Here is a 19,890-nt window from a genome sequence, read left to right on the forward strand (position 1 = left end):
ATTGACAACCACACAATTAGGTGCGATAAGACCATTTGATGATGCCTATAATCTTAAAAACTATGATCAGGTGTATAAGGACTTTTCATGGGAAGAAGTTGAAAAAGACTTTAGTTGGTATCAAACAGGGCAAGTCAATATGGCGTATGAATGTATTGATCGGCATGTAAAAGACGGGTATGGAGGCAAAGTCGCCCTTCACTACATAAATGAAGATGAGGAACAAGTTTTTACATTTAAAGATATCAAAGATAAGTCGGACCATTTAGCATCGGTATTAAGAAAGTATGGGGTTAAAAAGGGAGATATTGTGTTTATCTTTTTACCGAAAAATCCGGAAATGTATATTGCGATGATTGCGGCGGTTAAAATAGGGGCCGTTGCAGGACCGCTTTTTGAAGCATTTATGGAGGATGCGGTAAGAGATCGGATTTCAGACTGTGAGGGTCGTTATCTAATCACAGATTCGGAGTTAGTAAAAAGAGTCCCAAAACAAGAATTGCCTTCACTGGAAACAGTATTTATTACGGAGGGACCAGAAAAGTGTCAGGATAATGAAATCTCACTTGTAGAGGCATTAGCAGAAACGAAAAGTGAGAACAGTATCATTGAATGGTTGGAGCTTGAGGATCGCCTTAATATTCACTATACAAGTGGATCAACTGGGAAACCGAAGGGGATTGTGCATGCACATCGCGCGATGATTCAGCAGTACCAAACGGGAAAATGGGTCCTTGATTTAAAAGAGGATGATGTTTATTGGTGCACAGCACATCCCGGCTGGGTGACAGGAACGGTGTACGGAATCTTTGCTCCTTGGCTAAATCGTGCCACAATTGTCGTTAACGGCGGGAGATTTAATGCAGATTCCTGGTATTCCACAATTGAAAAAACAGGGGTAACGGTTTGGTATAGTGCACCTACAGCATTCAGGATGCTAAAGGCAGAGGGAAATGAAGTGCTAAACAAATACGATTTACGTTCTTTACGACATATTCTAAGTGTGGGAGAGCCATTAAACCCTGAGGTTATTACCTGGGGGATTGAAACTTTAGGGAAAAGAATCCATGATACATGGTGGATGACAGAAACGGGCGGACAATTGATCGTCAATCTTCCATCTGAGGTTATTAAACCGGGCTCAATGGGGAGGCCTTTTCCAGGTATTGAAGTTGCAATAATCGACGATGACGGAAATCCGCTTCCGAATGGTCAGGTTGGTCATCTTGGCATTAAGGCATCTTGGCCATCAATCATGAGAGAAGTTTGGAAAAATGAAGAGAAATATCATTCATACTTTGTAAATGGTTGGTATGTATCAGGTGACTTGGCTATTTTAGATGAGGATGGCTATGTGTTTTTCCAAGGGCGGAGCGATGATATGATTAATTCTTCTGGTGAGCGAATAGGTCCATTTGAGGTCGAAAGTAAACTAATTGAACATCAAGCGGTTGCTGAAGCTGGAGTCATCGGAAAGCCAGACCCAATAAGAGGGGAAATCGTAAAGGCCTTTATCGTTCTAAAGAATGGTTACAGTCCAACGAAAGATTTACTAGAGGATATCCGCGTATTTGTAAAACAACATCTTGCGGCACATTCTGCTCCAAGGGAAATTGAAGTATTGGATGAACTGCCGAAAACAAAGATTAGCGGTAAAATTTTAAGAAGAGAGCTAAAAGCACGAGAATTAGCAAAGGAAGTTGTAAATTAACAACAGGGGGCGAGTAGCCCTTTTTTTTATGGGGATAAAAGCGTGGAATTCACACTAAAAGGAGGTATCTGTTATAATTTGTGAAAAAGGGCGGTGGGTAGATTGTGTTTAATTTTGTTCGCCTATCAGGCACATCCGGTTTATAAATTAATTGTTGCGGCTAACCGGGATGAGTTTCTACAGCGGCCAACAGCTCCGATTCATTTTTGGGAGGATGAACCTACTCTGTTGGCTGGAAGAGATCTTGAAAAAATGGGAACCTGGATGGGTGTAACCAAAGCTGGGCGTTTTGCAGCCATAACGAATTATCGAGATCCAAGTGAAGTCTCAGTAGGAAAACAATCTAGAGGAACGCTTGTAAAAGATGCTCTCATCTATAAAGGCGATATTGCTGAATATATGAAGCAGCTAGAAGGGATGAACTCCCAGTATCCTGGTTACAATCTCTTAGTAGGTGATCCTGAACAACTCTATTATTATTCGAATGTCGGAAAAAGTTTGGAAAAGGTACAACCAGGTATCCACGGGCTAAGCAACCATTTGCTTGATACAGGTTGGCCGAAAGTTCAAAAAGGTAAAGAAGAACTTTCAAAGATCATTAAAGGAGAAGATTTAGTAGAAAGCCTGTTCGAGCTACTCCAAAACACGGACCGTCCGAACGACAACCTTCTACCCAAAACTGGCGTGTCGCTCGAATGGGAACGGATTCTTTCTTCATTATTTATTCAAACAAATGGGTATGGGACAAGAAGCTCGACCGTATTATTAATGTCGGATACAGAAATTCAATATGTTGAGCGGGTGCACGCGAGTACGGAACAGAGCAATCGAGAGTTTCGCTTTCAGATTAAGTCGTAACAGTGAACGTATCGCCGATGGTATATAATAGAACAAAGATGATAAATCTACTAAAAAAGATGAATGGGGAAATGAGTCGAAAATAGGGTATGGAGTACGAACGTATATATATTGTACTCTATTTTTTGTTTCTATTTTTCATTTATGTTACAGCTTGATAACAAGCGGGATTAAGGTGTATTTCATCTTGAAAGACCCATTATTCTGTGTCAATATGGAGAATGTGATAATTGTCGAAAAAACGTATATAGCAATTCGAGTCTACTTATTCAGTAGAGAGTAATTTTGATATAGATACTAGGGAGATCGATAAAAAATGAATAATAAAGCAGTCATTTTAGGTTGCAATTACTATATAGGGTTAAGCACGATAAGGTGTTTAGGGAGAGAAGGCATACATACGGTTGCAGTGGATTATTCATATGAAAATACGTATGGTGCAGATTCAAAATACTGTACGGAGCATATTATTGCACCACATTACAGAAAAGATACAGAAGGCTTTATTGCTTTTTTAAAAGAATATGCAAGAAAGCAAACAGCAAAGCCTGTTCTTATCCCCTGTCATGATAACTATGTGGAGGTCATTGACCAATATTTAAATGAATTAAAAGAGTACTATCTAATCCCGCAAACGGAGCAGGGTCTTTATACGAAAACAATGGATAAACAACTCCTTCATCAGTTAGCAACGGAACATGGAATGCTTGTTCCTGAAACGGTTCGTTTAAATGAAGAAAATTTTTATGAAAAAATCGAGGAAACGATCAAATATCCATGCGTTGTGAAGCCAACCGATTCACCAACCTTTGTTTCGATTTTCCGTAAAAAGTTATTTATCGTCAACAATCGTGAGGAGTTAGATGACGCTCTCCAAAAGGCAAAGGAAGCGAAACAAGAGGTCATTGTTCAGCGAATCATTCCTGGTTTTGATGATCATATGTATACCTTTGATGCATATTTGAATCAGGACGCGAAAGTTACTCATTGGGTGACTGCTCAAAAGTTCCGCCAATATCCGATCAATTTCGGGGCTTCTGTGTACACAGGTCAACGCTATGTTCCTGAGCTATATGAAATAGGTTCACGCTTTTTAGAGGCGATTGGCTTTAAAGGATTTGTAGAAATTGAGTTTAAAAAAGATGCTGAAACTGGGCAATATTATTTAATTGAATTAAATGTGAGGATTACCAATTTTAATGTGTTATTAAATAAGGTAGGTTTTAACTTCCCGTATATTACATATCGAGAACTTACGGGTAATCCACTTCCTCCAAAAGGCCTTAAGCATGATACGAATCAAGTATTTTGGTATGCCTATGAGGATTTTTATGCCGTGAAGGGCTATCTAAAAACAGGTCAGCTTTCACTTGGTGAAGTTATTAGGTCTTATTTTAAACCAAAGGCCTACGCAATTTGGGATTGGAACGATCCAAAACCGTTTATCTCATTTGTAAAAATGATATCAGGGAAGAAATCAAAGAAACGTTAAGAAAAGAGGGAACAAAATGGTTAAATTACATGAGCTTCTAACAGCAATTGAGGTTCAAAAAACCATTGATGATAAGGATATTGAAATTAGTGGACTATCATACCATTCTGGCAAGGTGAAGGACGGACATCTTTTCGTATGTATAAAAGGCTATAAAACAGATGGCCATAAATACCTATCACAGGCGATTTCAAATGGTGCAGTAGCTTGTGTTGTTGAGGATGTGCAAGAAGGATTAGAGATTCCTCAAATCGTGGTAAAAAACAGCCGTATTGCATTAGCTCGACTTGCAGCTGAATTTTATGGGAAGCCATCTGAGAAAATGAATATGATTGGAATTACAGCAACGAACGGGAAAACCACAACTTCGTTTATGACGAATGCAATCTTAGAGGAAGAGGGTTACAGAACAGGTCTTATTGGTACAGTGTCCATTAAGATTGACGATTTTGCGATTCCTTCAGAACTAACAACTCCTGAATCCCTTGATTTACAGTTCTACTTGGGTCAAATGGTAGAAAAAGATGTATCCCATGTGACAATGGAGGTTTCATCAAACGCACTAGAAACACATCGTGTTGAAGCGGTAGATTATGATATTGTCACTCTAAATAATATTAGTCGTGAGCACATTGATTCCCACGGTTCTTTTGAAAAATATTTTGAAGTGAAATCAGGTTTAATCCGCCATGCAAGTGAAAAAAGCTTTGCCATTTTAAATCTGGATGATGAGTATTCCACTTCCTTAATTGATCAAACGAAGGCACAGGTTATCACATTTGGATTAGACAGCAAAGACGGTCATATTGCCTGCAAAAATTTGGATTTGACCACTGGTAGAGCGAAGTTTACAATTGAGATTTTAAAGCCTTTTTCTCGCTATGAAACCAAGATTGAACCAGGTGAATTCGAGATCGAACTATCTGTTCCTGGCTTGCACTCTGTGTATAATGCGATGGTGGCTATTACAATTGGACTTCTTTGCGGAGTGCCAGTATCCTCCATTCAAAAAGGGTTAAAAAACTTTGGTGGAGTGGAACGTCGCTTTGAGTTTATTTTTGAAGATGACATTAAAATCATTGATGACCACTTTGCGAATGCAGGGAATATTGATGTGACACTTCAAACATTGAAATATATGGAATATAAGGATCTCCATTTAGTGTATGCGATTCGCGGAGAGCGAGGCCCGACGGTTAACCGTGAAAATGCAGAGGCTATCGTCAAGTGGGCAAAAACGCTAGGGTTCAACGAGATTATTGCGACAAAGAGCGTCTCTCATGTCACTTCAAAGGACTACGTAACTGATGAAGAAACAGCTGTGTTCGAGGAAGTTATGGCTGAGGCGGGAGTTCAGGTTGCTCTTTATGATGAGCTTGATGACGCCATTGCACAAGCCTTAACTCATTCCGAGCCGGGGGATGTTGTAATCCTTGCAGGTGCACAAGGTATGGACTATGGTGCAGGTGTTGCCCTACAGCAAATCGCCAAAATGAGACCTAATTTATCACGTGAAAAATTATTCTTCCCATTACGTAACCGTGTAGCCGGACTAACAAAGGAACAACGTCAAATGTTAGGACGCAGTGAAGGATAAAACAATAAGGCAAAAGCGATCTGTAAAAATCTAAGATGTAAAGGTGATTAAAACTATGTGTGGCTTCGTTGGTTTTGCTGATTCAAAGCTTGAAATAGATAAAGTACAAGTAATAAATGAAATGATGGATACAATAATTCATAGAGGTCCAGATAGTGGTAATCACTATTCGGACGAACATGCAACATTAGGATTTCGTCGCCTAAGTATCATTGACTTATCGGAAGAAGGAAGTCAGCCAATGTTCAATGAAGACGGGAGCTGTGTTTTAGTCTTCAATGGCGAAATCTACAACTATCAAGAACTTCGTGAGGCCCTCATTCAAAAAGGTCATATTTTCAAATGTGATGCAGACAGCGAAGTCGTAATCCATGCATATGAGGAATATGGAGTAGACCTTTTACAAAAGGTACGCGGGATGTTTGCATTTGCAATTTGGGATAAAAACAATGAATCCATGTTTTTAGCGCGTGACTTCTTTGGAATTAAGCCTTTATACTATTCACAAAATACAACAGACAACTCACTTATTTTTGGCTCTGAAATCAAAGCATTTTTAAAGCAGCCAGCATTTAAGAAAGAGTTAAATAGAGACGCGTTAAAACCCTATTTAACCTTCCAATATTCAGTTCTTGATGAGACTTTCTTCAAGGGTGTCTATAAATTAAAGCCTGGTCATTACATGATTTATAAAAAAGGAAATCTTGAAATTAAGCCGTATTGGGATGTTAATTTTGATGTGGATAATAAAGGACTTGACCACTATATTGAAGAAATTAATAATACATTAAAAGAATCGGTTAACTATCACAAAATCAGTGATGTTAAAGTTGGTTCTTTCTTATCCGGTGGGGTTGACTCTAGTTATATCACGGCCTTATTAATGCCAAACAAAACCTTTTCTGTTGGATTCCAGGATTATGAAGGAATTTTCAATGAAACGAATCTGGCTAAGGATTTATCCGATATACTTGAAATAGAGAACTATAAAGAACTGATGACGGCAGATCAGGCATTTGAAATGCTGCCTACAATCCAGTATCACATGGATGAACCGCAATCAAATTTATCCTCTGTTCCGTTATACTTTTTATCAAAATTAGCAAGTGAGCATGTAACAGTTGTCCTTTCTGGTGAAGGGGCAGATGAGATCTTCGGAGGCTATGTCTGGTACCAAAAGTCTGCGAAGCTAGAAAAATACGAAAAGATTCCATTTGGGATTCGTCGTGCGATAGCGGCTGTAAGTGGTGCTCTTCCGAAAAATACAATCACCAACTTCCTTGTAAAAGGTGGCCAACCGGTAGAGGAAAAGTTCATCGGTCAAGCAAAAGTATTCGAGGAAGAAGATGCTCGTAAAGTTTTAAAAGAGGAATATCAAACAGGCCCTTCTATTCAAAGTATTACGAAAAAAGTGTATGATGATGTAAAGGGTAAAGACGATGTTACAAAAATGCAGTATCTTGACCTCAAACTTTGGTTGCCAGGGGATATCCTTTTAAAAGCAGACAAAATGAGTATGGCTCACTCGATTGAATTACGGGTTCCGTTCTTAGATAAAGAAGTGATGTCCATGGCATCACACATCCCAAGTAATTTACGTGTGAATCAAATCGATACAAAATATGCTCTTCGTGCAGCATCGAAAAAAGTGCTACCAGAGGAATGGTCAAATCGAGAAAAGGTTGGATTCCCAGTTCCAATGAGACACTGGCTTCGTGAAGAGAAATACTACAACATCGTAAAGGAAATGTTTGAATCCGATATTGCGAAAGAATTTTTCCATACAGAAGAGCTCGTTAAATATCTTGATGACCATTTTCACGGAAGACATAACTACGCTAGATACATCTATACGGTCTATGTATTCCTTGTATGGTACAAGAAATTCTTTATTGAGTTATAAAGTCTGTTTTTTTCACATATACATGGTTTCTAGTAATTGTCTAAAGATTGTCTTACAGAGTAAAGGGGCAGAGAGAAGTGAAAAAAATAGTAAGAGGACTATTATTTTTGAATTTCGTTTGTGTCGTTTATTTAATGTTTAATGTTGAAACGGTTAAAGGCATTGCTAGAAGTCTGATATCAGGGACTGACGGAATCACTTCTGGGCTCACAACTGTGTATGCCCAGGAAACGAATCCATATCGAGAGGTATCTAATGGTAAAGTAGAAGTTTTCATACCAGTTGAAAAGGTTCTACAATTACCGGAGCTTCCAAATGGCTGTGAAATTACGTCACTTACTTCCGTGTTAAATTTTTACGGTTATAGAGTCTCGAAAGTGGATATGGCTGATAATTATTTACCGAAGCAGCCCTTTACAACGATCAACAATGTCCTATATGGGCCAGATCCAAATAAGGCATATGCGGGAAACCCAAGGGAGTGGAGCGGATTCTTCTCTTATGCGCCTCCAATTGTACAAGCAGCGAATGCATATTTAGGGAAAGAAGGGGCTAAATTAGAACCTGTTGACCTAAGCGGAAGCACGCGTGAGCAAATTATAATGGAGCTTGAAGAAGGGAACCCTGTAGTGATTTGGGTAACTTTAGACTTAAGTAAGAAGAAGGTTAATTATTCTTGGAATATTCATGACACACAAACAATGTTTAATGCTCCTACTAACTTACATGCCGTGGTTCTAAATGGTTATGTAGGTGATAAGGTGCATGTCATGAACCCATTGCAAGGGCAAGTCACATACGATGCAGATGCATTTTTTGCGAGCTATGTTGACTTAGGGAGTCATGCAATGACAGTTAAGTAGAAACTAGGTGTTTAAACATGGAACAAAAAACATTAGGTGTTATCGGTGGCATGGGTCCGAAGGCTACTTCTGTATTTTTTGACAAAATTGTCAACCAAACAGAGGCTCATAAGGACCAGGACCATCTAAATATGGTCATTCTTAATCATGCTACCCTTCCAGACCGGACAAATGCAATCCTTACAAATACAGGCGAGACGTTCTTAGATGCTGTAAAAAATGATTTCAAGTTGCTAGAAGCAGCGGGTGTCGCTAATATTGCAATTCCTTGTAACACATCTCATTATTTTTACGAAGAGCTTCAGAAGCTGACGAATATCCCTATCATCAACATGGTCGAAGAGACAATTAAAGAAATTCATAATCGGCATGGTGAAGGTACGAAGGTCGGAATTCTTGCAACAAACGGTACAATTCGCAGTGGGATCTATGCAAATGTTTGTAAGAAATATAATCTTGATCTAATGGCCCCAAATGATAGCTTACAAGAAAAGGTCATGGATATTATTTATAACAATGTAAAAAGTGATCTTGATGTTGATTCTAGTGAACTTGAGCAGCTAATCAAGCATCTTGTTGAAAAAGAGAATTGTAAAATTGTGATATTGGCTTGTACGGAATTGTCCTGTATTAAGTTAAGTGATGAGGCTGTTAAAAGTAGTATTGATGCGATGAATGTACTCGTTGAAAGATCAATTTTACGTTCTGGCAAGCGTCTAAAATAAGATAACAAATGAAAATGAACCAGTTCGAACTGGAAACTAAACTCACCTTCATACGGTGAGTTTTTTTATAGTATAATTCAAGATGCTTGTCGAAATTTTGGGGGATTTAGCGTTCCTAGAGCTTGTCGAAAAATCTTAAGGAAATCCAGTATTTTCAAGTGTTTATGAAATATAATTGTAATATTACTTTGACGTTTTAAGACAATTTTTTATGATATAATACAAAACGTGAGAATATATAGCAAAATATGATACTTTTGGTGAAAAATGAATATTTTTCATCTTTTTATAGGTTGCTAGTTTGGTAGAAGGAGATGTGGCCGGTTGAAAAGAAAACTTCTTATGATTGGAATGGGTATATCAATAGGACTTGGAAGTTTATTGACATCTATGCCTAATACTGTATTAGCGATTCAAAAGAATGAAGAGCTAGAAAATGAAAAGCAAGAAGTTCAGGAAAAAAAGACAGAAGTAGAGTCTGAAATCTCCCAAAAGGAGGGGGCTCTTAATGAAGTCAAACAACAACAGGTTAGTGTGGAGCAGGAAATTAAAAGACTTGATTTTGCTGTAAGTGAAACGAGAGGTAAAATTGAGAGTGAAAAAGCAAAGATTCAAGAAACGAAAGAAGAAATTGCGCGTCTTGAGGCGGAAATGAAAGTGCTCGAGGAACGGATTCAAAAACGGGACGAGCTTATCAAGGAGCGAATGCGTAGTCTTCAACAAAGTGGTGGAGTGGTTAGTTATGTAGATGTGTTACTCGGTGCAAAAAGTTTTAATGATTTTATCAACCGAGTTAGTGCGGTATCTACATTTGTACAAGCTGACCGCGAAATTATGAAAGAACATGAAGCAGATATTAAATTACTTGAGGAAAATAAAGCAGAAGTAAAGACCTTACTTGCACAGCAGGAAGACCAATTAAAAGAACTTGATCGGTTAGAGGTTCAGCTCCAAGCACAAATCCAAGAACAAAATAAAGTGATGAAGCAATTAGAGGCCCAGGAGCAGAAAATGCATGATGAGCTCCATGCGTTAGAGGATGTTGGAGAATTATTAGCTGCGCAGGAAAAGGCAATTCAAATGGAAATCAATGCATGGAACCAAAGGCAAAAGGAGCTTGAAGAGCAAAGAAGAAAAGCCGAAGAGGAACGGAAAAAAGCTGAAGAGGAACGGAAAAAGGCCGAAGAGGCTGGTACTACACCGCCACCACTACCACCAGCACCTCCAGCTGCTGTGAACAATAGCGGGTTTATTAAACCAACAACAGGCGGAGTCACATCCGAATTTGGAATGCGCTGGGGTAAAATGCATTTTGGGATTGATATCGGAAAAGGTGGACGACCAGGAAACATTCCAATTTATGCGGCTGCAGGCGGTACGGTTACACGCTCACGCCTTGAAAGTAGCTACGGCAATGTCATCATGATTACCCACTATATTAATGGACGTCAAATGACCACCGTATATGCGCACTTACAGGAACGTTTCGTTGGTCAATACGACCGAGTGGAACAAGGAGATTTGATCGGCTATATGGGGACTACAGGTGACTCAACCGGTCCGCATCTCCATTTTGAAATCTATAACGGACCATACAGTCCAACTCAATACAGTGGAGGACACTCAAACGCAGTGAACCCACGTCAATATATTTCCTTTTAAGGATTTACGCGCCCGACCGAAGATGGTCGGGCATTTTTGTATGAGAATTAAGGCGTCACCGTTTTCCAACAAAACAAAAAACCCACATCAGATGTGGGTTTAGCAACTTATAATGTTTTTGCCTTCTTTTTTAAGCCCTCAAAATCGAGGATATGAATATCCCTTTGTCCATTTACCTCAACTAGGTTTTCAGAAATAAATTTAACAAACTTCCGGCTAATGGTTTCAGGTGTTGTGCCGATGAGAGACGCTAGAACCTTTTTAGTAATAGGGAGCGTAAAGCGGCCATCCTTGGAGCGAACCCTGTCATTGAACAAGAGGAGCACACTTGCTAATCGTTGTTCAACCTCCATTAGGCTGAGTAAACTCATCCATTCGTCGGCTTGATAAATCCGCTCATTTAATGCCCGCATGAAGCGGAGGGCCATTTTGTGATTTCGCTCTAACGTATTAAAAAAATCCTGTTTTTGAATCGTATAAATAACAGTATCGTTAATTGCTACTGCATTCGCATAATGATTTTCTGATTGGAGCATCGCGGACTGGCCGAAAAAGTCATCAGGGAATAAGAGACGAACGATTTGTTCTTTACCGTCCTCTGCCACTTTTGTGATTTTAATGATCCCCTCACCAATAATATAAAGGGTATCGGAAGGATCACCCTCTCTAAATACAATTTCCCCTTTTCGGTAATCGCGAACTTGCGTGACCTTTTGTAATAGGTTCATTTCCTTCTCATTTAAACCATGAAAAATAGGTACCTGTCGAATAGAGCTTGGATCATGTGGACTGCTAATCATACAGAACACTTTTTCTCCTTTCAAATGCCCATAAAATGCGGACTCTTGTTGTACTATAGTTTACCTACCTTGTCGAAGTCTAAACGACTTATCGTTTCGAAAGTGTAAGAGCATGACTTACTTTTTTCGGTTCCTTTACTTCAAGAGGATTGTTGTACTACAATAGAGTTTCACTTTATGTTATTCCAAAACTTTTTATTTAAAAAAATTACTTGTAAAACTTGATTTACATCAAGGAAACTTTCTGTTTTCGACTATAAGATAAGAATAACATATTTATTAAGAATTATGACTATATAATGACACTTATTTTGCCTATTTTTTCGGCTTTTTTTAGGAATTTTCCAATGTAAGCATTTTACTAGAAATCAGTGGAAAATGAGGTATAGTAGGTGTAGACGTCATATTTCTATAAAATACAAATTTTGTCTATTAAGTATTACAAGTGCAAGTTTAAAAAGGAGGATGAAGAGGACCAAGAAGTTCAAGGCGGTGCAGCTTTGAGTACCAGATCGTATGCAGTTAATACGTGAGGAACGGAGAAGCAAGCCAACACAGAAATTCGAAGTGTCATATTCACCGCACTTTTTAAACATCTATACAAGTATGTAATGTAATATGGAGGCTAATCACAAATGGATAATCAACAAAGGAAAAATGTGTGGGAGTCATTCTATGGCCCGAACATGGGTTATGTCTTTGACATGTATGAAAATTACAAGAATGATCCAAGTTCAGTAGACCCTTCCGTGAAAGCGCTTTTCGAAGAACTTGGGCCACCACCAGCAGATGAGCAAGCAGCAACAGCAGAGTTAGTAAGTGGGGGTATCTCACCGAAGACAATCAAGACGATCACATCTGGAGTTAAATTAATTAAGAGCATTCGTGCGTACGGCCATATAGCGGCAGATATTTACCCAATTCGCACTAGACCAATGCCAGATACCAGCTTTTTAGAGCCTGGTTATTATAATCTTACAAAAGAAGATTTAATGGATATCCCAGCGACATATATTTGGGAGGAAGCACCTCCTTCAGTTCAAACAGGTTGGGATGCGTATAAGCATTTAAAATCTGTTTATACTCAATCAATTGCTTATGAATTTGGACATGTTGATTCCGAAGATGAAAGACAATGGTTAAGGCAACAAGTCGAAATCAATGGACTTAACTTAAAGCTAACTGCAGATGAAAAGAAACAATTAGCTGAGCGTCTAATGAATGTCGATGGTTTTGAAAAATTCTTACACAAAACATTCGTTGGTCAAAAGCGTTTCTCAATCGAAGGATTAGATATGCTCGTCCCAATGCTTGAGCGCTTAATTCAAGAAGGAAATAGTGACGGTACTGACAATATTATGATCGGTATGGCTCACCGTGGCCGTTTGAATGTGCTTGCACATGTTTTGCATAAGCCATATGAACTCATTTTCTCTGAATTCCACCATGCACCAAACAAAGATTTAATCCCATCAGAAGGTTCTAGAGGGATTAACTATGGTTGGTCTGGTGATGTGAAATATCACTTAGGTGCTGACCGTGCTGTTAAAGGTCCTAAAGAGCATGTAACTCGTATTAATCTTGCAAACAACCCAAGTCATTTGGAGTTTGTAAACCCTGTAGTGTTAGGGATTACTAGAGCGGCTCAGGACAACACAAGTAAAGCTGGTTACCCAGTTCAGGATAAGCAAAGTGCAATAAGTGTACTTATCCATGGTGACGCAGCATTCCCTGGTGAAGGAGTAGTAGCTGAAACTTTAAACTTAAGTAGATTGAAAGGCTACGATACTGGGGGAACTGTTCATATTATTGCAAACAATATGGTTGGTTTTACAACAAATAATACAGACTCTCGTTCAACTCGTTTTGCGAGTGACCTTGCGAAGGGTTATGAAATTCCAATCTTACGTGTAAATGCAGATGACCCTGAAGCTTGTCTTGCTGCAATTCATTTTTCGTATGAGTATCGTAAGCGTTTTGAAAAGGATATCTTAATTGATTTAGTTGGATACAGACGATTTGGTCACAATGAAATGGATGACCCGAGCGTAACACAACCGTTATTGTACAAAAAGGTTGCAAATCACCCTGTTATTGCAGATAAGTACGGAAATCAGCTTGTTGCTGAAAATGTAATAACAACAGAAGAACTAACCAAAAAACGCGAGGAATTCATGCAAAGTCTTCAATCTATTTTTGATGATTTTGTGGAAAATGAAGAGCGCGTGAAGCCGAAGAAGCCAAAAGCATTGTCTTCTATTCCAGAATTCGATACAACAGTACCTGCAGACCTATTAAGAAGTATCAACAGAGGACTATTACAGTGGCCTCAATCACTAACGGTTTATCCGAAGCTTGAACGTATTTTAAAACGACGTGAAACGGCTTTAGATGAAGAAAACAAAGTAGATTGGGCATTAGCTGAAACACTCGCTTACGGATCTGTTCTTGCTGAAGGGAAAACAGTTCGTTTAACAGGTCAGGATAGTGAAAGAGGAACATTCGCTCATCGTCATGTTGCTTTAAATGACTATGAAACTAATGAAAAATATATCCCATTGCATAATATTCCAGAGGCGAAGGCATCATTCTCAATCTATAACAGTCCATTGTCTGAAACAGCTGTTCTAGGATTTGAATATGGCTATAGTGTTCAAGATGAAAATGCACTTGTCCTTTGGGAAGCACAATTTGGGGACTTTGTGAACGTGGCACAGCCAATTATTGACCAATTCATATCTTCAGGTCACGCAAAATGGGGCCAAAAATCAGGTCTTGTTATGCTTTTACCACATGGATACGAAGGACAAGGTCCAGAGCACTCAAGTGGAAGAGTGGAACGTTTCTTAAATGCCGCTGGGGAATATAACTGGATTGTTGCGAACGTAACAAGCGCTTCTCAATACTTCCATTTATTAAGAAGACAATCATTGCTTACTTCAACTGATGAAGCAAGACCATTGATTGTGATGACTCCTAAGAGTCTACTTCGTCACCCACAAACAGCATCATCACTAGCTGATTTAACGGATGGAAGCTTTAAGCCACTACTTGAGCAACCAGGAATGGGAACGAACAAAGACAAAGTAACTCGCCTAATCTTATGTACAGGTAAAGTAGCTATTGATTTAGCAACAGAAGCTGCGAATTTACCGGCAGAAAAGGCGGATACTCTTCATATTGCGAGAGTGGAGCAAATGTATCCATTCCCTAAGAAAGAGCTAGAAGAACTAGTAAGCCAGTATCCTAACCTAGAAGAGGTTGTTTGGGTTCAAGAAGAGCCGAAAAACATGGGAGCATGGCCAGCTCTACAATCGGTATTAATGGATATTTTATCTGATGAAATTAAACTAGATTATATTGGTAGACCGAAGCGTTCAAGTCCTGCTACGGGTGACCCAGATATTCACAAACAAGAACAAGCATGGATTATGCAAGATGCATTGCTTACAGACAAAGGAGGGAATCAGCAATGATCGAAATTAAAGTACCAGAATTAGCTGAGTCCATTACAGAAGGAACAATTGTTGAATGGTTGAAAAAAGAAGGCGAACTCGTGAATAAAGGTGAGTCAATCGCTGAACTTGAAACAGATAAAGTAAACGTTGAGATTAACAGTGAACATACTGGCGTTATTAAGCAATTCTTATTCCAACCAGGTGATAATGTTGAAGTTGGTCAAGTTATTGCAAAGCTTGATGAAAATGGTTCAGAATCAAGCGCACCAGCACCTGCTGAAGAACCTAAAGCTGAGGCAGCACCACAAGCTGAAGAAGCAAAATCAGAACCAGTTGCAGAAGCATCTACTGAAGAAAAAGGCAAGGCGGCAATTGCTTCACCTGCAGCGAGAAAAAGAGCAAGAGAACTTGGCATTGACTTAAATGAAGTACCATATAAAGATCCACTAGGACGCGTTCGTGTTGAAGGTGTTGAGGCTTATAAGCAAGCTCAAACAGCACCAGCAACTCCAGCACCAGCTGCAAAACAACCTGCAGCAGCACCAGTGGTAAATGACGATCCACGTGTAGAACGCATTAAAATGTCTAGACGTCGTCAAACAATTGCAAAACGTCTTGTTGAAGCACAACACACAGCAGCAATGTTAACAACATTTAATGAAGTTGATATGACTGCTGTTATGGACGTAAGAAATCGTCGTAAAGACGCTTTCTTCAAAAAGCATGGCGTAAAACTTGGTTTCATGTCATTCTTTACAAAGGCGGTTATTGGAGCATTAAAGGCATATCCATATGTAAATGCTGAAATCCAAGGAAATGAAATCCTTCTTAAGAATTTCTATGACATCGGTGTTGCTGTATCTACAGATGAAGGCTTAGTTGTACCAGTTGTTCGTAATGCAGATACATTAAGCTTTGCAGGAATTGAATCTGAAATCGGCCGCTTAGCTGAAAAAGCAAGAAACAATCAATTAGGTTTAGGCGACCTTCAAGGCGGAACTTTCACAATTACTAACGGTGGAACATTCGGTTCTCTTAACTCAACACCTATTATTAACGCACCACAGGTTGGTATTTTAGGAATGCACAAGATCCAAAGACGTCCTGTAGTAGTTGATAAAAATGATACGGTTGAAGTACGTCCAATGATGTATGTGGCATTATCTTATGACCACAGAATCATCGATGGTAGAGACGCTGTAGGATTCCTAGTAAAAGTAAAAGAATTATTAGAAGACCCAGAAGATCTATTATTAGAAGGTTGATTAATAAAGGCACATGCTCCGTTTGAGGGAGCATGTGCCTTTTTGTTTTTAAGTGTATGAAAAAAGCTGTTTCCTGAAGAGGAAAACAGCTTTTAATGACTTATTAAATGACACCGTGAGCGATCATTGCGTCAGCTACTTTTAGGAAGCCGGCGATGTTAGCTCCATATACAAGGTTTCCAGGATGGCCATATTCTTCAGCAGCATCCATGCTGTTGCGATAGATCGAAGCCATGATGTCCTGAAGCTTGCTGTCGACTTCTTCAAATGACCAAGACAGTCTCATGCTGTTTTGTGACATTTCAAGTGCAGAAACGGCAACACCACCCGCATTAACTGCTTTCGCAGGTCCAAATAGGACATTGCTTTCGATAAATAAATCAATTGCTTCTAAAGTAGAAGGCATGTTTGCACCTTCACCAATTGCCTTCACACCATTTGAAATAAGTGTTTGAGCTGATTCACAGTCAATTTCATTTTGAGTTGCACAAGGTAATGCAATATCACAAGGGATTGACCAGATACCTGAGCAGCCTTCAATATATTCTGCTTCTGGGTGTTCTAATACATATTCTTTAATACGTTTACGTTCAACTTCTTTAATACGTTTGATGCTTTCAAGGTCTAAGCCATTTTCATCATAGATATAGCCGTTTGAATCACTACATGCAACTACTTTTGCACCAAGTTGTTGTGCTTTTTCAATCGCATAAATAGAAACGTTACCGGAACCTGAAACGACAACTGTGCTTCCTTCGAATGAAAGACCTTGTTCCTTCAGCATTTCCTCTACAAAGTATACAGTACCATAGCCTGTTGCTTCTGTACGAACTAAGCTTCCGCCATAGCCAAGGCCTTTGCCAGTAAGAACGCCTGCTTCAAAGCTTCCTTGAAGTCTTTTGTATTGACCAAACATGTAGCCGACTTCTCTTGCTCCTACGCCGATATCTCCAGCTGGTACATCGATATCAGGGCCGATATGTCTAGCTAATTCAGTCATAAAGCTTTGTGTAAATCGCATAATTTCGTTATCTGACTTTCCTTTTGGATCAAAGTCAGATCCGCCCTTACCTCCACCAATTGGAAGGCCAGTTAAAGAGTTTTTAAGAATTTGTTCAAAGCCGAGGAACTTAATGATACTTGAGTTAACGGAAGGGTGGAAACGCAAACCACCTTTATAAGGGCCAAGTGCACTGTTAAACTGAACACGATAGCCACGATTAACATGGATTTGGCCTTGGTCATCAACCCAAGGTACTCGGAATGTAATCATTCTTTCCGGTTCAACGAGTCTTTCCAAAATCGCGTGTTTCATGTATTTTGGATTTTTAGCAAACACAGGTACAAGAGAAAGGAAAATTTCTTTTACTGCTTGGTGGAACTCTGGTTCATGAGGATTTCTCTTCTTAACCTCCTCATATACTTTGTTCATATAATCGGTTGCTTGTTTTAACTCTGGTACAGGAATAGACTTTTCGATCATAGCCATCGTGTACATTCACCCTTTCTTTGCTATATATTTTTTGATGAAGTCAATAAGGCCGGTTAAAATGACACATCGAAATTCTTGGTCCTTTTAACCCTACTATTTGAACTCCATTTTGAATACAAAAAAAATAAACGGACGTTTTATCTGTAAATTCTTGATATTTATTATTTTATAATGAATAATTAATCTAAACAATATTAATAAAAGATATAAACAATGCCGTAATGAGATGGATTGAGGAGGACACCTTGTGGAACTTAGACAGTTAACTTATTTTATTGAAGTAGCAAAACGTGAACATGTTACAGAAGCGGCGAATTCAATGCATATTGCACAATCGGCAGTAAGCAGGCAATTGTTCAACCTTGAATCCGAATTAGGTGTAGATTTGTTTATCCGAGATGGACGGAATGTGAAATTAACGCCAATCGGAAGAGTTTTTTTAGATCATGTCGAGCAGGCATTAAATGTATTAGATAATGCAAAACGTGAGATTGAAGAATATTTAGATCCGGAACGAGGAACGATTCGCATCGGATTTCCAAGTAGTTTAGCAGCTTATACCTTACCAACAATGATTTCTGCATTTCGTGAACGTCACCCACAAGTTAAGTTTTCATTGTCACAAGGAAATTATTATTCTTTAATTGAACGAGTGAAAACAGGCGAAATCGACATGGCTCTACTAGGACCCGTGCCAAATCAGGAAAAGAAGATTACAGGCACGACTCTGTTTACGGATAAGATGGTAGCTCTTTTACCGCGCGCGCACCCACTTGCAGAGAATAAGTCATTAAGTCTTAGTCAATTAAAAGAAGAACAGTTTGTATTATTTCCGAATGGATTTATCTTACGAGATATCATTGTAAAAGCGTGTAATCAGTTGGGCTTTCAGCCGACAGTTTCCTTTGAAGGAGAAGATATTGACGCCATTAAAGGTCTTGTTTCAGCAGGACTAGGAATAACAATTATTCCTGAGGTGACCTTAATTGAAAATATACCACGTTCTACTGTAAAGGTTTCGGTTTTACAACCTGAGGTGACCCGTTCGGTGGGTGTTATTATTCCCAAAGAGCGAAAATTGCTTCCTACTGAACAGCTCTTTTATGACTTTTTAAAGGATTATTTCTCATTTTTAGACAAGTTTCAATACTGAGGTTTGTTCTATTTCCGTGGAAATAGACGGATTTTGTCGATTGAAGGGGGGGGCTGTTGAAGGCTCCCCTTTAGGTTAACCTACTAGTTTCAAGCCGACGGCTGAACTAATAATGAGTCCAATAAACAAGAATCGTTTCCAATCTTTTGGTTCGCCGTATAGGATCATTCCTAAAATCGCTCCACCAGATGCTCCAATTCCTGTCCATACCGCATATGCAGTGCCCATAGGCAAAGTTTCCATCGCTATACTCAGGAATAGGAAGCTTCCGCCAAAAGAGGCAAGCAGTAAGACTAATGATTGCCAATTTTTCTTTTGATGAAGTCGATTAATCAGCACGACCCCTAGCATTTCAAATACACCTGCAATAATAAGTGAGAACCATGCCATTAACCTTCAGCTCCTTCCGAGTCCTTCTCTTTTGTAACAAGCTTCAGACCAATTACTCCAACTAACAGCACTCCTATTAATAGAAGCTTTGCCAGTTTGACTGGTTCATTAAAAAACAGAATTTCAGATATAACGGTTCCGGCAGTACCTAGTCCAACAAAGACAGCATAAGCCGTACCAACTGGTAACTTTTTCCCTGCTACAATAAGTGCATGAAAGCTAATATAGATCGCAATAACAGTTCCAGTCCATGTCCAAAAACTATCTGCATGCTTTAATCCAATCACCCAAAATACTTCAAAAAAAGCCGCAAAAAAGACTTTTACCCATTCTAAATTCATCTATAATTCCCCCTTTTAGTTTCGGTTAAAAAGAAAAAGCCCAAGAGATTATAACAAATGTATAATCTCCCAGGCTTTTGTCCCTCCGTGGCATAGCATATTTGCTATGAGTTTTCTCTCGGACCAGACTAGCGATGGCTACGGAACCCTAGAAAACCTTTTTATTCAACTTTTCTCATT

The 19,890-nt window shown here is 39.0% G+C and carries 15 protein-coding genes and 1 riboswitch; of the genes, 11 read left to right on the forward strand and 4 right to left on the reverse strand.

What is annotated here, in order from left to right; genetic code table 11:
* Nucleotide 1: 1 nt before the first annotated feature.
* The 8 genes from acsA (at nt 2) to CKJ95_RS00530 (ending at nt 10,811) form a co-directional block, all read left to right on the forward strand.
* The gene (gene acsA / locus CKJ95_RS00495) at nt 2-1,711 is read left to right on the forward strand and encodes an acetate--CoA ligase (protein ID WP_099351454.1); all 1,710 of its coding nucleotides are present in this window, start codon (nt 2-4) and stop codon (nt 1,709-1,711) included.
* 102 nt (nt 1,712-1,813) lie between these two features.
* Nucleotides 1,814-2,569: an NRDE family protein gene (locus CKJ95_RS00500; protein WP_099351517.1), complete on the forward strand. Its 756-nt coding sequence runs from the start codon at nt 1,814-1,816 to the stop codon at nt 2,567-2,569.
* Between the two features lie 316 nt (nt 2,570-2,885).
* A complete protein-coding gene (locus CKJ95_RS00505; protein ID WP_099351455.1) occupies nt 2,886-4,061 on the forward strand; it encodes a carboxylate--amine ligase in 1,176 nt (391 codons plus the stop codon).
* 16 nt (nt 4,062-4,077) lie between these two features.
* Nucleotides 4,078-5,658: a Mur ligase family protein gene (locus CKJ95_RS00510; protein WP_099351456.1), complete on the forward strand. Its 1,581-nt coding sequence runs from the start codon at nt 4,078-4,080 to the stop codon at nt 5,656-5,658.
* Nucleotides 5,659-5,713: 55 nt separating this feature from the next.
* A complete protein-coding gene (asnB, locus tag CKJ95_RS00515; RefSeq protein WP_099351457.1) occupies nt 5,714-7,561 on the forward strand; it encodes an asparagine synthase (glutamine-hydrolyzing) in 1,848 nt (615 codons plus the stop codon).
* A 77-nt stretch (nt 7,562-7,638) separates the two neighbouring features.
* On the forward strand, nt 7,639-8,424 hold the full coding sequence (locus CKJ95_RS00520) for a C39 family peptidase (protein WP_099351458.1): 786 nt from the start codon (nt 7,639-7,641) through the stop codon (nt 8,422-8,424).
* A gap of 17 nt (nt 8,425-8,441) precedes the next feature.
* On the forward strand, nt 8,442-9,149 hold the full coding sequence (locus CKJ95_RS00525; protein WP_099351459.1) for an aspartate/glutamate racemase family protein: 708 nt from the start codon (nt 8,442-8,444) through the stop codon (nt 9,147-9,149).
* A gap of 324 nt (nt 9,150-9,473) precedes the next feature.
* On the forward strand, nt 9,474-10,811 hold the full coding sequence (locus tag CKJ95_RS00530) for a murein hydrolase activator EnvC family protein (RefSeq protein ID WP_099351460.1): 1,338 nt from the start codon (nt 9,474-9,476) through the stop codon (nt 10,809-10,811).
* A gap of 107 nt (nt 10,812-10,918) precedes the next feature.
* Here the strand turns inward: CKJ95_RS00530 and CKJ95_RS00535 are convergent, their stop codons facing one another.
* On the reverse strand, nt 10,919-11,611 hold the full coding sequence (locus tag CKJ95_RS00535; protein WP_099351461.1) for a Crp/Fnr family transcriptional regulator: 693 nt from the start codon (nt 11,609-11,611) through the stop codon (nt 10,919-10,921).
* Between the two features lie 635 nt (nt 11,612-12,246).
* Here CKJ95_RS00535 and CKJ95_RS00540 point away from each other — a divergent pair.
* Together CKJ95_RS00540 and odhB are read left to right on the forward strand one after the other, a co-directional pair.
* On the forward strand, nt 12,247-15,087 hold the full coding sequence (locus tag CKJ95_RS00540) for a 2-oxoglutarate dehydrogenase E1 component (RefSeq protein WP_099351462.1): 2,841 nt from the start codon (nt 12,247-12,249) through the stop codon (nt 15,085-15,087).
* Nucleotides 15,084-16,334, forward strand: a complete 1,251-nt coding sequence (gene odhB, locus CKJ95_RS00545; protein ID WP_099351463.1) for a 2-oxoglutarate dehydrogenase complex dihydrolipoyllysine-residue succinyltransferase — start codon at nt 15,084-15,086, stop codon at nt 16,332-16,334. The genes CKJ95_RS00540 and odhB overlap by 4 nt, the downstream gene beginning before the upstream one ends.
* Nucleotides 16,335-16,437: 103 nt before the next feature.
* On the opposite strand, the gene gdhA is transcribed toward odhB, so the two are convergent.
* Nucleotides 16,438-17,817: an NADP-specific glutamate dehydrogenase gene (gene gdhA, locus CKJ95_RS00550; RefSeq protein WP_099351518.1), complete on the reverse strand. Its 1,380-nt coding sequence runs from the start codon at nt 17,815-17,817 to the stop codon at nt 16,438-16,440.
* A 256-nt stretch (nt 17,818-18,073) separates the two neighbouring features.
* On the opposite strand from gdhA, the gene CKJ95_RS00555 reads away from it, so the two are divergent.
* Nucleotides 18,074-18,979 (forward strand): LysR family transcriptional regulator, encoded by a 906-nt coding sequence (locus CKJ95_RS00555; RefSeq protein WP_099351464.1) that lies wholly within the window; start codon nt 18,074-18,076, stop codon nt 18,977-18,979.
* Between the two features lie 75 nt (nt 18,980-19,054).
* Here the strand turns inward: CKJ95_RS00555 and CKJ95_RS00560 are convergent, their stop codons facing one another.
* Together CKJ95_RS00560 and CKJ95_RS00565 are read right to left on the reverse strand one after the other, a co-directional pair.
* Complete coding sequence (locus CKJ95_RS00560) at nt 19,055-19,369, reverse strand: DMT family transporter (RefSeq protein ID WP_099351465.1); 315 nt, start codon at nt 19,367-19,369, stop codon at nt 19,055-19,057.
* Nucleotides 19,369-19,710, reverse strand: coding sequence for a DMT family transporter (locus CKJ95_RS00565; protein WP_099351466.1), 342 nt, complete (start codon nt 19,708-19,710; stop codon nt 19,369-19,371). Before CKJ95_RS00565 ends, CKJ95_RS00560 begins: the two co-directional genes overlap by 1 nt.
* A gap of 64 nt (nt 19,711-19,774) precedes the next feature.
* Nucleotides 19,775-19,873, reverse strand: a riboswitch (guanidine-I (ykkC/yxkD leader).
* Nucleotides 19,874-19,890 lie beyond the last annotated feature (17 nt).

Source organism: Fredinandcohnia onubensis, assembly GCF_002734285.1.
Taxonomy (GTDB): Bacteria; Bacillota; Bacilli; order Bacillales; family Bacillaceae_L; genus Ferdinandcohnia; species Ferdinandcohnia onubensis_A.